The following is a 13,848-nucleotide window of genomic DNA, read 5'->3' as shown; positions in this document are numbered from 1 at the left end:
GTCCTGACGTCAGGCGCGACTCAGCCGCAACGTGACGACTTCGAACGGCCGCAACGCCAGCCTGACCGCCCCCTCCTCCACGCCGGCCGCCCCCAAAGCCCGCTCGAGCAGATCGCAGACCTGCGCCGACCGCACAACAAAGCCCGCCGCCAGGCGAACCCGCGCCCGCCCCCCCAACGACTCGTACAGCCGCACCACCACATCCCCACTCCCGTCATCCGCCAGCTTCACCGCCGAGACGACGACCGCGTCAGCATCGTCACCGACCACCGACACCAGCGGCTCCACCCCCGCCGCCCCCGGCACACGCCGCTCCGGCAGGTTGATCCGGTACCCCTCCCGCACCGCGTCCCCCACGGACGCCCCCGGCACCAGCGCGTACCGGAAGCGGTGCACGCCCTGATCGGTGCGGGGGTCCGGGAAGCGCGGGGCCCGCAGCAGGGAGAGCCGCACGGTCGTCGTGGTGCCCGCGCCTCCCTCCCGCACGGCGCGCGTCACGTCGTATCCGTACGTCGAGTCGTTGACCAGCGCCACGCCCCAGCCCGGTTCCCCCACGTGCACGAACCGGTGCGCACAGGCCTCGAACTTGGCGGCGTCCCAGCTGGTGTTGGTGTGCGCGGGGCGGTAGAGGTGGCCGAACTGGGTCTCCGCCGCCACCCGGTCCGTATGGACGTCCAACGGGAAGGCGGCCTTGAGGAACTTCTCCGTCTCGTGCCAGTCGACCTCCGTCGCGATGTCCACCCTCCGCTCTCCCGCCGGGAGCGCGATGCGCTGCTCGACCCGTGACGCCCCGAAGCGGCGCACCACCCGCACCGAGCCGTCGTCCGCCCGTTCCAGCACGTCGACGTCCGTCAGATCGGTGACGGTGTTGCGGTAGAAGTGGTCCACGTCCCACGCGTCCCACATGTTGGGGAAGTCCTGGTGCAGCTGGAGCAGGTTGGCCGCCCCGCCGGGGGCGACGGTCTCCCGCCCGGTCCGCAGGTCGTACACCGACACCACGAGACCGCGCGCGTCGATCCCGACCCGCAGCAGACCATTGTCGAGGACGTAGCCGCCGCCCTCGCGCTCGGCCACGGTCACCGGTTCGCCCACGGCCGGTCGGTCGGCCACCGCGCCGTGCGCCGGAGCGCCACCGCGCCCGTGCGGCGCCGCGTTGAAGACGACCGTCCTGGCCGTCCCCCCGGCCGGACCGTCACCGGCCAGCGCCGCGAGCGCCCGCCCGATGACCGACTCCAGCTCCGCGGCCACCTCCGCGTACGTCCGCGCCGCCTCCCGGTGCACCCACGCGATCGACGTGCCGGGCAGGATGTCGTGGAACTGGTGCAGCAGCACCGTCTTCCACAGCCGGTCCAGCGCCTCGTACGGATACGGGAACCCGGCGCGCACCGCCGCCGTCGCCGTCCACAGCTCCGCCTCGCGCAGCAGGTGCTCCGAGCGCCGGTTGCCCTGCTTGGTCCGTGCCTGGCTGGTCAGCGTCGCCCGGTGCAGCTCCAGGTACAGCTCGCCCGCCCACACCGGGGCGTGGGCGTACTCCGCGTGCGCCTTCTCGAAGAACGCCGACGGCTTCTCGAAGACGACCTTCGCCGAGCCCTCCAGGTCCGCCAGCCGCTTCGCCCGCGCCAGCATCTCGCGCGTCGTGCCCCCGCCGCCGTCGCCCCACCCCGTCGGCGCGAGCGAGCGCGTGGCACCGCCCTTCTCCTGGAAGTTGCGGACCGCGTGCGCGACCTCCTGGCCCGAGAGCTGGGAGTTGTAGGTGTCGATCGGCGGGAAGTGCGTGAAGACCCGGGTCCCGTCCAGCCCCTCCCACCAGAAGGTGTGGTGCGGGAACTTGTTCGTCTGGCTCCAGGAGATCTTCTGCGTCAGGAACCACTTCGCCCCCGCCAGCTTCACCAGCTGCGGCAGCGCGGCGGAGTAGCCGAACGTGTCCGGCAGCCACACCTCCTCCGTCTCGATCCCGAACTCCTCCAGGAAGAACCTCTTCCCGTGCACGAACTGCCGCGCCAGCGCCTCCGAGCCCGGCATGTTCGTGTCCGACTCCACCCACATGCCGCCCACGGGAACGAAACGGCCGTCCGCGACCGCCTTCTTCACCCGCGCGTACACCTCCGGCCGGTGCTCCTTGATCCACGCGAACTGCTGCGCCTGCGACATGGCGTAGACGAAGTCCGGTTCGTCCTCCAGCAGGGCCGTCATGTTCGACGTCGTACGCGCCACCTTGCGGACCGTCTCACGCAGCGGCCACAGCCACGCCGAGTCGATGTGCGCGTGCCCGACCGCGCTGATCCGGTGCGCCGAGGCGTGCGCGGGCGCGGCCAGCACCCCCGCGAGCTCCCCGCGCGCCCGCTCCGCCGTACCGCCGACGTCCTGCAGGTCCACCGCGTCCAGCGCCCGCCCCACGGCCCGCAGGATCTCCCAGCGCCGCGGCGAGTCGGCCGACAGCTCGGTCACCAGCTGACCCAGCACCTCCAGGTCCTGCACCAGCTCCCACACCGTCCGGTCGAAGACGGCCAGGTCCATGCGCACGAGCCGGTAGCGCGGAGCGTCGTCCGCCGTCTCGCGGTCGCCGAGCTCGGTCGGCACGAAGGGCTGGTAGTCCAGGATCACGGGGTTGGAGGAGGCCTCGACGTGCAGCAGCACCTCCTCGCCGCCGGCCACCCTCTCGCCGATGCGCACCCACTGGTTGCGCGGGTTGAGCCCCTTCACCGGAGAGCCGTCCGGGCGGTAGACGAGGCCCTCGCACTGGAACCCCGGCATGTTCTCGTCGAAGCCCAGGTCCAGCAGCGCCTCGACCGTACGCCCGGCCCACGCCGCGGGCACCGTCCCGGACACCGTGAACCAGCTGGTGCCCCACGCCGGCCCCCACGGCGAGCCCACCGCGATGGGCGTACGCTCCCCGGCGATCCCTTCCGTCACGGGCACGGGCTCGCCCGGGGCGTGCCACACGCTGACGTCCAGCGGCACCGACTCCGGGTACACGGCCGGGCGGATGCGCTCGTCCAGCACCCGCTTGAGGCGGGCTTCGGTGATCGTGCTGTCGTTGTGCATACGTCGGGTTCCTTACGCAGAGGGCCTGGCGGCGGACCAGCGGTACGTGACGGAAGCGGGGACCGAGGCGGCGTACAGCTCGTCCACGGCGCGCACGTCGATGCGCGTGACCGCCTCCTCGGCCGTACGGCGCAGCGCCGGGACGTAGTAGGCATGCCCGCACGTGCCGCCCAGGAAGCGGAATCCGCCCCCGGGCAGTGCCTGACGCAGTTCGTAGTGGCGTACGGGACCGGTGGCCGCGCCCCACGCCAGCCGCAGCGCCACCGTGCCGCCGGGGCCGGGCGCCGTGGCGGTGACGCTCACCGCCCCCGGGCGGCCGGGCGGCTTCGGGGCGGCGTCGCGTATCGCGAGCCGGCCCAGCCGCCAGCGGACCGGAGCGCCGTCCTGTGCGGTCAGTCGGATACCGAGGGCGCGGATGGTCCGGCCGGCCCGCCCGCGCAGCAGCGCACCGACGCGCAGCGTGGCCGTGGTCCAGCCGCACCCGCCGGCACGGAGGGTGCCCGCCGGCAGGTACGAGAAGCGGTACGGGCGCTCCTCCAGGGCGACCGCCAGCTCCACGCGGACGCCCGCCGAGCCGGGGTCGCAGCGATGGGCCAGCTCCACCACCGTCGCCTTCGACAGCGGCAGCCTCGCCGCGTACAGCTCGACCGTCGTCGGTCCGTCCGTCCCGCCCTCCACGAGGAGGCTGCCGCCGCCGTGCCAGGCGTCGGCGAAGTCGAAGCCGACGGCCGGCCGCGCGCCCGCCGTGTGGATCACCCAGCGGCGGCCGGGCAGCCGGTCCTGCAGGCCCAGGTGGTTCCAGGCGGTGTCGGCGGTCCGCCGGCCCCGCTCGTACCACCCCAGTCCATGGCCGGTGTTGAAGGTGGTGGCGAAGGGCAGCGACGTCAGCGTGGAGCGGTCCGCGACGGACGCGGCGGGAGCGCGCCACGCACCGGCGTCCGGACGGGCCGGGTCCAGGGACGGCCCGGACCAGAAGCGGTCGTCCCGCGCGTGAAAGGCGGCGGGCGTGCGCCCGCCCGCCGGGAGGCTCTTCCACGTCCACTCGGGCCGGTAGAAGCCGAACGAGGCCAGGTGCGGACGGTCGGCCGGTACGACCGCGTCCCAGTCGACGCGGGTGTCCCAGCCGTTCGCCTCGACGTCGATCCCGGCCCACAGCTCGTACGGGCTGCGCCCCAGGCCCTTCGCCAGCTCGCCGGAGGAGACGAGGCCGGAGCGGCTCCAGTTGAAGTTGAGGAACATGCTGTCGGCGGAGCGGAAGAACGGCGCGTTGCGCTCGTTGAGCTCGTTCTGCCAGGAGACATCGCCGGAGATCGCCATCGCGTCGTACCAGTGCACGCGCAGCCCCTCGCCGTGGGCCCGTAGGTACGCGACGAAGTCCCGCATGTCCGCGCCGAGCCGGGCGTCCCCGCCGCCGGTCTCGGCGTTGAGGAACCAGCCGTCGAAGCCGTACGCACGCGCCACCCGGATCAGCTGGTCGGCGAGGGGAAAGCCCCCGCCCGCCCCGCGCGAGACCAGCTCCCGCGTCCAGCGCAGCTGCCCGCCGTAGGCGGCGGGCGGGAGGAAGACCGTGCCCAGTACGGGCACGCCGTTGCGGTGGGCCGCGTCCACGACGGGCGCGTTGGGCGCGAGGACCAGGCCCTCGTCCGAGGAGCCGCCCCAGAACACCAGCTCGTCGAGATAGGCCCAGTGCGTGAGCGCGTAATAGTCGGCGGTGGCGGACCCCTGCGAGGGGTTCGCGGACGTGGTGGCGAAGGCGGCGAGCGCACAGACACGGGCCTGGCCGGCGCGCGCGGAGCCGTTGGCCGGCGGCGGGGTGAACCGCGGCGCGAGGGGCACGCTCGCCCTGTTGAACGCCAGGTCGGAATCGTCCTCCGCCCGCCACGCCCGCAAGCTCCGCCACCGCACGCCGGGCGCGGGGACGCCGGAGGGCAGACTGTCGGGGTACCAGTAGGAGGCGTACGGCTGCGGATCCGCGACGACGCCGACGGCCCGACTGACGGCAGGCAAACCGGCCGCCACGACACCGGCCCCACCGGCGAGGAGGAGGGTGCGCCGGGTAACACGCATAGATGCTCCTTGATAATCAGGTCCACAATTCAGCCCGTCCGGGCAACCACCCAGCCCGTCCGGGCAACCACTCAGCCCGTCCGGCGTTTGAGGACCGGGGTCCGGGGCGGAGCCCCGGTTACGGGAAGGGGCGGGGTGGGGAAACAAACCAGCTACCGCACCTGATCCACGGCGAGGACCTCCCCAATACCCCGCGCCCCCAAATACGCGGCATCCCCCGCCAACTCCCCGAGCACCACCGCCGGCCTCCCCCCAAGCGAAGCAACCCGCATCCACGCCTCGAAGAACTCCCCACCCGGCGCACACACCTCACGCCGAGGCGCCCGTTCCGGATCGCCGGCATCCAGCACCAGCCCGACCCCGCGCGCAGCGGGCGCCTCGTGCGCACCCTCCTCCCGCCACTCCCGTACGAGCCGTGACATCACCTCCCCGGCAGGTTTGATCCGCCGGTCGTTGGTGAACAGCCCGAGCCCGTACTCCAGCTCCGGAAAGTCGGCGAGCGAACGGTCGACGTCATGGGAGCACCACCAGGTGACGCCCCACACGTCCGGACAGTCCAGCGCGCCCGCCACCGTCGCCTCGGTGAACGCGGCGGCGTGCTCGGGCGGAACGTGCGGGGCGGGCGCGCCGACCTCCTGGAGCCAGACCGGCCGCGCCGGGTCCTCGGCCCAGGCCTTGGACAGCTCGACGAGGTACGCCGCGTGCAGTTGCGTGGCGCGCCCGCCGTGGCCGTGCCGCTGCGCGGTCCCGTTGAAGACCCACGAGTGCACGGCGGTCGCGGCCCCGAGCCGGGCCGAGTGGGCGGGGGTGAAGGGGTGCGTGCCGTCGAACCAGGCGGCGTCGTACGAGGCGTGCAGGTGCATGCGGCCCGGTGCGCCCTTTTCGCAGGCCTCCAGCATCCGCTCCAGCCACCGGCCGGCCTGGCCCGTGTCGATGAGGTCGGGGTCGGGGTGGGGAGCGCCGGAGAACTGGTTGATCTCGTTGCCGACGGTCATGCCGAGGAAGTTGGGCCGGTCGGCGAGGGCGGCGGCCAGAACGCGCAGGTACGCGGCCTGTGCCTCGACGACGCCGGGGTCGGTGAAGATGTTCCGCCGGTGCCAGGTCGTGGTCCAGGACGGAACGAAGTCGAAGCTGGAGAGATGGCCCTGGAGACCGTCGACGTTGACGTCGAGGCCCCGCTCACCGGCGGCGTCCACCAGCTGCAGGAGCTGCTCCACGGCCCGCGGCCTGATGAGGGTGCGGTTGGGCTGGAAGACGGGCCAGAGCGGGAAGACGCGGATGTGGTCCAGACCGAGGACGGCGATGGAGTCGAGGTCGGCGCGGATGTCGTCGAGGTCGAAGTCCAGCCAGTGGTGGAACCAGCCGCGGGTGGGGGTGTAGTTGACGCCGAAGCGGGGCGTGACGGCCATGGGCGGATCCTCCTCGGTGCGCGCGGAAGCGGGGTGCGGGGGAGCGGGGTGCGGGGGAGCGGGGCGTGGGAGAGCGGGCTCAGCCCTTGACGGCGCCTTCGCCGACCCCGCGGAAGAAGTACCGCTGGAGGCAGGTGAACATCACGATGAGCGGGGCGACCGCGATGACGGTTCCGGCGGCGACCAGCCGGGGGTTCTGCGCGAAGGTGCCGTGCAGGAAGTTCAGTCCGACGGTCAGCGTGAAGTTGTCGGAGTCGGAGAGGACGATCAGCGGCCACAGGAAGTCGTCCCACGCGCCCATGAAGGCGAAGATCGCGACGACGGCGAGCGTGCCGCGCACCGACGGCAGCGCGATCCGGGTGAACCGCTGCCAGGCGTTCGCCCCGTCGATCACGGCCGCCTCCTCGATCTCGTACGGCACGGCGGCGAAGGCGTTCCGCATGAGGAGCACGTTCAGGGCGCCGACGGCACCGGGCAGGACCACGGCGGTGAGGGTGTTGTTGAGGTGGAGGTCGCGGACCATCGTGAACTGCGCGATGACGATGGACTCCAGCGGTACGAGCAGCGCCGCCACGAACGCGGTGCCCGCCACCCCGCGACCCCGGAAACGCAACCGGGCCAGGGCGTAGCCGGCCATGGAGGCGCCGACGAGGTTGGTGAGCACGCTGGCGAGGGCGACCTTGAGGGAGTTCAGGGCGTAGTCCCAGACGGGGATGATCTCGGCGACCTCGGCGTAGTTGCGCAGCGTCGGGTGCTCGGGCAGGAAGCGCGGGGGAGAGGTGTAGATGTCCTCGGTCGTGCCCTTGAGCGAGGTGGACAGCTGCCACAGGAACGGGCCGACGGCGACGGCCAGGACGGCGAGCATCAGGACGTAGCGCAGCGCCTTTTCCCAGCGCGGCGTCCGCAGCATCAGGCGTCCTCCTTCCGGTCGGCGCGCAGGACGAGCAGCATCAGCAGCAGGGCGATGACGAAGACGACCAGGGAGATGGCGGAGGCGTAGCCGACACGGCCGCTCAGGCCCGTACCGGTGCGCTGGACGAGCATGACGAGGGTGGTGTCCTGCCCGGCGGGGCCGCCGGAGGGCCCGGCCAGGAGGTAGACCTCGGAGAAGACCTTGAACGCCGCCACGGACGACAGCGCGCCGACCAGCACCATCGTGGAGCGCACGGCGGGGACGGTGACGCTGGTGAAGCGGCGCAGGGCCCCGGCCCCGTCGACGGCGGCGGCCTCGTGCAGCTCGCGGGGCACGTTCCCGAGCGCCGCGAGGTAGATGACCATGTAGTAGCCGAGGCCCTTCCACACGGTCAGCGCCATGGCGCTGAACAGCAGCAGCCACTCGTCCCCGAGGAATCCGACGGGCCCGGCTCCGAGGGCGTGCAGGATGCCGTTGACCAGGCCGCGGTCGTCGAGCATCCACGCCCAGATCAGGGCGACGACGACCACGGACGCCACGACGGGGGTGTAGAAGGCGGAGCGGAAGAACGTCACACCCGGCAACTGCTTCTGCACCAGCAGCGCGAGCAGCAGCGGCAGCAGCACCGTGAACGGCACGACCAGCAGCACGTACAGGCCGCTGTTGCGCAGGGCGACCCAGAACTGTTCGTCCTCGAGCATGGCGCGGAAGTTCTCGAGCCCGACCCATGTGCCGGGGGTGAGGGTGCGGGCGTCGGTGAACGCCTTGTGGACGGTGGTGAGGAAGGGATAGAGGCTGAAGGCGGTGATGACGGCGAGGCCGGGCAGGAGGAAGAGCCAGGGGCTGGCGGCGCGGTGCGTACGGACGCGGGGAGCGGGGTTCCGGCCCACGGGTCAGCTCTGCCGGAGCAGCTTGTCGCTCTGCGCCGCCGCGTCGTCGAGCGCCTGCCGGGGGGACTTCTTGCCCTGCAGCGCCTTGGCGACCTCGTTGCGCAGGATCGTCTTCATCTCGTCGCTCATCACCACGGGCGTGTAATTGACCGCGCCCTTCAGCATCTTCGCCGAGGCCACCCGGACGCGTCCCTCGTCGGTGCCGTCGTCCTTCGTCCAGTACGGATCGTCCAGGGAGCCCTTGGTGCTGGGGAAGACGGCGACCTTGTGGGCGAAGGCCTCCTGGTGGCGCCGGTCCGTGACGAAGTGGGCGAAGGCGACGGCCGCCGCCTTGTGCTTGCTGCGCTCATTGACGGCCAGGCCCATCACATACATGTTGGGCTTGCCGGTGTTGTTGGGCGCGTCCGTGATTCCCAGATTGCGGTAGAGGGTGGGTGCGTTCTTCTTGAATGTCTCCATGTCGTGGGCGCCGCCCGGGTTCATGGCGACCTTCTGCTCCAGGAACTTCTGCCCCGCCTTCTCTGGGGTGTTGGTGAGCGCCTGCGGGTCGAGCCCGCCCCGGTCGTAGAGTTCCTTGTACTTGGTGAGCAGTTCGACGCCCTTCGGCTCGTTGTACGTGAACTTCGTGGCGTCGTCGTTCATGAGCCGGACCCCGTAGCGGCCGAAGTCCTCGATGGACGGGGTGCCCGCGAGAGTGGCGGCCCTGCCACCGGGCCGCCCTGCCATCCGGTGGGCGACGGCGAACAGCTCGTCGTAGTTCTTCGGCGGTTTCTCCGGGTCGAGGCCGGAGTCCCGGAACAGGGCCTTGTTGTAGAACAGCGGTCCGGTGTTGAGATACCACGGGAAGGCGTACGAGCCCCCGAGTCCCGGCAGCGCATTGCCCTGCCAGGCTTCCGGTGTGTATTCGTCCTTGAACCGGGCCGCGGCCTTCTCCTTGTCCAGGTTCATCAGCACGCCCGCCTTGGCCAGCGGATAGGACAGGTCGGGGGAGACGTTCACGACGTCCGGGAGGGTGCCGCCCGCCGCATCGGCGCTGAGTTTCTCGGCGTAGTGCTCCGCCGGCTGGTCCAGCCATTTGACCCTGACCCCGGGGTGCTGCTCTTCGAAGTCCTTCACCAGGCCCTCGAAATAGTCCTTGAATTTCGCCCGCAGATTCCAGGTCTGGAAGGTGATGTCGCCCTCCGGCTTCCCCTCGGCGCCCGCCGCACCGCCGTCGTCCCCATCCGCTCCGCATCCGCCGAGCGCCAGGACCGCGGCGAGGAAAGGCACGGTGGCGACGGCGGCTCTACGGGACCGGGATCGTGACCTGGGCCGGGATATGGGCATGGTCGACGAACTCCTTCGATCGGGCCGGATACGGGGCCGGAAGGCCGGGAGGAGGCAGGTCAAAACCTGCACCCGCGACGGGAGTCACGTCAACACTGCCGCCAAGAACTAATGCGCTTTAGTGTGTTGCCACATCCGTGCCCGAGAGGGGAGACGGCCATGCGCCGCACGCCGGCCCGACGCCCGACGATGAAGGACATCGCGCGCCGCGCGGGCGTCTCCTTGAGCGCGGTGTCCTTCGCCCTCAACGACCGCCCGGGTGTCTCCGCCGCGACCCGCGCCCGCGTCCGCCGCGTCGCCGAACAGCTGGGCTGGCAGCCCAGCGCCGCCGCCCGCGCCCTGTCCGGGGAGGGCGCGGCCACCGTCGGCCTGGTCCTGGCGCGGCCCGCCCGCGCCCTGGGCGTCGAGTCCTTCTTCCTCCAACTCGTCTCAGGAGTGCAGGAAGCGCTCGCCGGCCGCCGTCTGGGCCTGCTGTTCCAGGTGGTGGAGGACCTGGACGCCGAATGCGCGGTCTACCGCCGCTGGTGGGCCGAGCACCGCGTGGACGGCCTCCTCGTCGTGGACCCCCGCGACGGCGACCCCCGCCCGGCCCTCCTGGCGGAGCTGGGCCTGCCCGCCGTGATCATCGGCGCCCCGGGCTCCAGCACCGTCCCGCCCGGGGCCGCGATCTCCACCCTGTGGGCCGACGACACCGCCGCGATGGCCTCGGTCGTCGACCATCTGCACGGCCTCGGGCACCGGCGCATCGTGCACATCGCCGGCCTGCCCGGCCTCGCCCACACCCGGCGCCGCATCGCCTCACTGCGCGCCGAGGCCACCCGCCGCGGCCTCCCGGACGTCACCTCCGTGACCACCGACTACTCCGACGCCCAGGGCGCCGAGGCCACCCGGCACGCCCTGTCCGCCGCCCGCCCGCCCACCGCGCTCGTCTACGACAACGACGTCATGGCGGTGGCCGGCCTCGCCGTGGCCGCGGAGGCCGGCGTGTCCGTACCCGGCGAGCTCTCCATCGTCGCCTGGGACGACTCCGTCCTCTGCCGCAACACCCATCCCGCCCTCACCGCCCTGGCCCGCGACACCGCCGCCTTCGGCCGCCACGCGGCGGAACACCTCATGTCCCTCCTGGACGGCGCCCCCGCCCTGAGCACCCAGGACCCCCTCCCGCACCTCGTCCCCCGAGGCACGACCGGCCCGTTCGTCACGCCACCCCGGCAGTGAAGTGAAACGCACGGGGCCGCCGCAGCGTCGCGCTGCGGCGGCCCCGTGGTGGAACCTTCGGCTCAGTTGCAGAGGTAGGCGTACTCGGACTTGTAGTCGGCGATGCGGACGCCGCCGGAGACCGTCATGTACGCGGTGACGGTGGCGCACACGGGGTCGTTGGTACGAACGGGGCCGGCGTACTCGTTGAACCTGCCCTTGTCCTCCTGGCAGGCGCCCTTCATCGAGGCACACACCTGGAGGTACATGTTCTGCGCCTTGCCGGTGTTGTTGTCGTAGATCGAGCAGCCGCTGTCGTTGCCGCCCTTGGTGTAGTTGAAGAGGGTGGCCAGACGCATCTTCGGGTCGGTGCCCTTCGGCAGGGGCACAGCGCTGTTCAGCACATAACCCGGCCCACAAGCCAGCCCCCCGGACGCCGCCACCTTCGGGCTGGCCTTGGCGAACGCGACGGTCTCCTTCGACGCCTTGGCCGAGATCTTCACACCGGGCACGGGCTGCTCGACGGCGGACGCCTGCGGGGCGACGATGCCGCACGCGGCGATCATGGCAACGGCGGGCGCGAGACGCAGAACAGAGCGGACGTTTATGGACATAGCTGTCCCTTCCCCCAAGAAAATACAAGAACGGATGAACCACAGAGGCTGGTCCCGGCCCCCGATTCCATGAACCCGGGGCCGCCCTCGTGATCAAGCCGGAATCTATGCCCGAAAAGGCACCTCCGAACACCGGCGGAACCGCTTCCATGGGCGCCGGGGTGGGTGCCGGTGACGGGCTGTCATGAGGATGGGCCTCGTGGGGCGATATGTCCCGATGTATCAGCGACATATGACCTCTGGCGTCACGAGGAGTCACATGTGTCGTTGATCACGAAGCCTTGAACGGGTCACCTCAACTCCCCTCATGGAAGCGGAAGTTCCCCTTTCTTGTTGACCTGGCGGGACCGTCCAGCTTTACGCGCTGTGTCAGGGGAGACGTCGCCGCAGCAGCAAGGATGGACGCCTCGGCCTTGGGGTACCTGATAGGGCCGCCCGTGGTTGACCACGGACGGGGGTCTGCTGTAGCTGGCTTTGGCTCCCCGGGAAGCAAGCGGTGTCACCTACGTCCGACGCGTCTCGGCGCGCTTCCTCTTGGCGTCGTCCAACTCGCGCTGTCGACGGTCGAGGACTTCCTGCGCCGACCAGTCCCCCTGGTGCTTATAGGGCGCACGGCGGATAAAGCAGCGGTGCGCGCGAACACGACTCCCGAAGCTGTCCCCTCTTCGGAGGCTGGAACAGCCCTTGACCTGCAATTTTCCTCTGCGATCTCGCTGGCAGGGTCTCAATCGCCACCCACGCGCGGAGCGAGAACACGGCTCTCGCGCGGACGACTGCCTGACGGCCTCGTAGGTGACCTCAGCACTGTCAGGACGGCGACGGCTAGACCTGCTCTGGGAGTTCCGCTGAGGCCAATCTGGTGCTGGCGCCGGCCGCCAGTACCGGATACTCCATTTGTTGGTTCGCAAGTGGTCTGTCGGGAGGGTCGAATGCCGGATGTTGAAGCAAGTTTGATCAGGCGGGTGGGGAACCTTGCGCCTGCTGTACGGGGGTCCGGTCAGGCGACCCACCGGCCGTTGTTGCTGCTGTGGGCTATAGGTCAAGCCGTCCAGGGGCGGCGTGAGCATCACTGGTCCACGGTTCGTGATGCCCTCACTCCGTTGATGGCTACATACCTCGGAGCCTCCAGGGGGGCTCATTACCCGTTTTGGGCCTTGCGTAGGAACCACTTGTGGGAGGTTGACGGCGCCGATGAGCTGGAGCTCACCAGTGGTGGGCGGCGGCCGACACTGGCAGCGCTGGATGCTGCTGACCCTCTTGCTGGGCTCCCGAAGGAGGACTTCAACCTGGTGTCGAGAGATCCAGAGATTGCAGCCCGGATAGCTGGCAGCTTGTTGTTGAGGTTCTTCGACCCGCTACCAGTTGGCCTGTTGGATGCCCTGGGCCTTACTGACTTGCTGGCCGGGCGTATCGACACATCCCTGCGCCCGCGCGTCGGAGAGACATTCAGTAACCGCGACACGGTAGCTGACGCATACGGCGGAAACCGCGTCCTTGGTATTACTCCGTTGGCCGACGGAATCTTGACCGTCTACTCGGATGAGAAAGGTCCGTACGCAGATACGCGTATAGACGGTACGAACTGGATCGCATATACCGGTGACGGCCTTTCAGGTGACCAGCAGATCCGCAACGGCAATCGCTCTATGGCCCGATACCAGGCGGAACAGCGAGCGTTGCGGTACTGGCACAAGCCTTATGGCGGCCAGTGGCACTTTGAGACCTGGGCAGTGATCGTCGAATGCCACAGACGCTGGGGCCGTGGAGAAGATGGGAAGATGCGTCGAGAGTACGTATGGGTGCTTGTGCCTGTCCCGTCCCCACTGCGTGAGACCTGGCCTCAGGAGGTCATCGACGCGCTAAACGAGGACGACGGCAGCGTGCACGATGACTCGCTCGACGTGTCTCCGAAGGAGGCGGGTGAAACGCCAGTGAGTGATTGTGAGCGCTACCGCAGGCTCGCCGCCGCCGCTCGACGTACGGGATCTGGCCGTACTCAGCGATCACGTCGTGTGCAGGTCGATCGCTACTTCCGTTCACCAGCCGCGCGTGAAGCAGTCATACTCCGCAGCGGCGGCCGGTGCGAGAACTCATCGTGCGCTGGTCACCCGACTGAGCTCACGGACGCCGGCGCCCCGATACTTGAGGTGGACCACATAAACGACCTCGGGCGTGGTGGTGAAGACGTGCCAGAAACTATGATTGCCCTCTGCCCCAATTGCCATGCTCTGAAGACACGAGGGAGCAACCGCCAGGGACTTCGCATGAGCTTGCTTACCATAGCCCGAGCACGGCACCAGGCGTTCGCGGAGCAGGAGTAGTTGGGGCAGCTGTTGGGCGGGCGCCTGGCTTTGGCCCACAGCATCCCTCACCTCCTGCGATGGTCT

General features: G+C 70.2%; 9 protein-coding genes. 2 read left to right on the top strand and 7 right to left on the bottom strand.

Annotated elements, in window-relative coordinates; genetic code table 11:
• Positions 1-9: 9 nt before the first annotated feature.
• The 6 genes from AB0G59_RS25060 to AB0G59_RS25035 form a co-directional block, all read right to left on the bottom strand.
• The gene (locus AB0G59_RS25060) at positions 10-3,045 is read right to left on the bottom strand and encodes a glycoside hydrolase family 38 C-terminal domain-containing protein (protein ID WP_360915680.1); all 3,036 of its coding nucleotides are present in this window, start codon (positions 3,043-3,045) and stop codon (positions 10-12) included.
• 12 nt (positions 3,046-3,057) lie between these two features.
• Positions 3,058-5,112 (bottom strand): endo-beta-N-acetylglucosaminidase, encoded by a 2,055-nt coding sequence (locus AB0G59_RS25055; protein WP_360915677.1) that lies wholly within the window; start codon positions 5,110-5,112, stop codon positions 3,058-3,060.
• Positions 5,113-5,264: 152 nt separating this feature from the next.
• Positions 5,265-6,521 (bottom strand): glycosyl hydrolase, encoded by a 1,257-nt coding sequence (locus AB0G59_RS25050; RefSeq protein ID WP_360915674.1) that lies wholly within the window; start codon positions 6,519-6,521, stop codon positions 5,265-5,267.
• A 79-nt stretch (positions 6,522-6,600) separates the two neighbouring features.
• Positions 6,601-7,431, bottom strand: coding sequence for a carbohydrate ABC transporter permease (locus tag AB0G59_RS25045; RefSeq protein WP_360915671.1), 831 nt, complete (start codon positions 7,429-7,431; stop codon positions 6,601-6,603).
• On the bottom strand, positions 7,431-8,324 hold the full coding sequence (locus AB0G59_RS25040) for a sugar ABC transporter permease (protein ID WP_360915668.1): 894 nt from the start codon (positions 8,322-8,324) through the stop codon (positions 7,431-7,433). The genes AB0G59_RS25045 and AB0G59_RS25040 overlap by 1 nt, the downstream gene beginning before the upstream one ends.
• Before the next feature lie 3 nt (positions 8,325-8,327).
• The gene (locus AB0G59_RS25035; protein WP_360915665.1) at positions 8,328-9,650 is read right to left on the bottom strand and encodes an extracellular solute-binding protein; all 1,323 of its coding nucleotides are present in this window, start codon (positions 9,648-9,650) and stop codon (positions 8,328-8,330) included.
• 159 nt (positions 9,651-9,809) lie between these two features.
• On the opposite strand from AB0G59_RS25035, the gene AB0G59_RS25030 reads away from it, so the two are divergent.
• Positions 9,810-10,868 carry a LacI family DNA-binding transcriptional regulator gene (locus AB0G59_RS25030; protein WP_360915662.1) on the top strand — a complete coding sequence of 353 codons (1,059 nt, stop codon included), beginning with the start codon at positions 9,810-9,812 and terminating at the stop codon, positions 10,866-10,868.
• 62 nt (positions 10,869-10,930) lie between these two features.
• On the opposite strand, the gene AB0G59_RS25025 is transcribed toward AB0G59_RS25030, so the two are convergent.
• Positions 10,931-11,461, bottom strand: coding sequence for a hypothetical protein (locus AB0G59_RS25025; protein ID WP_360915659.1), 531 nt, complete (start codon positions 11,459-11,461; stop codon positions 10,931-10,933).
• 1,103 nt (positions 11,462-12,564) lie between these two features.
• Here AB0G59_RS25025 and AB0G59_RS25020 point away from each other — a divergent pair.
• Positions 12,565-13,782 (top strand): HNH endonuclease signature motif containing protein, encoded by a 1,218-nt coding sequence (locus AB0G59_RS25020; RefSeq protein ID WP_360915656.1) that lies wholly within the window; start codon positions 12,565-12,567, stop codon positions 13,780-13,782.
• Positions 13,783-13,848: the final 66 nt, after the last annotated feature.

Source organism: Streptomyces sp. NPDC021096, assembly GCF_040641275.1.
In the GTDB taxonomy this organism is placed as follows: domain Bacteria; phylum Actinomycetota; class Actinomycetes; order Streptomycetales; family Streptomycetaceae; genus Streptomyces.
The sequence above is the reverse complement of the archived record's forward strand: the minus strand, read 5'-3'. Positions and strand labels throughout refer to the sequence as shown.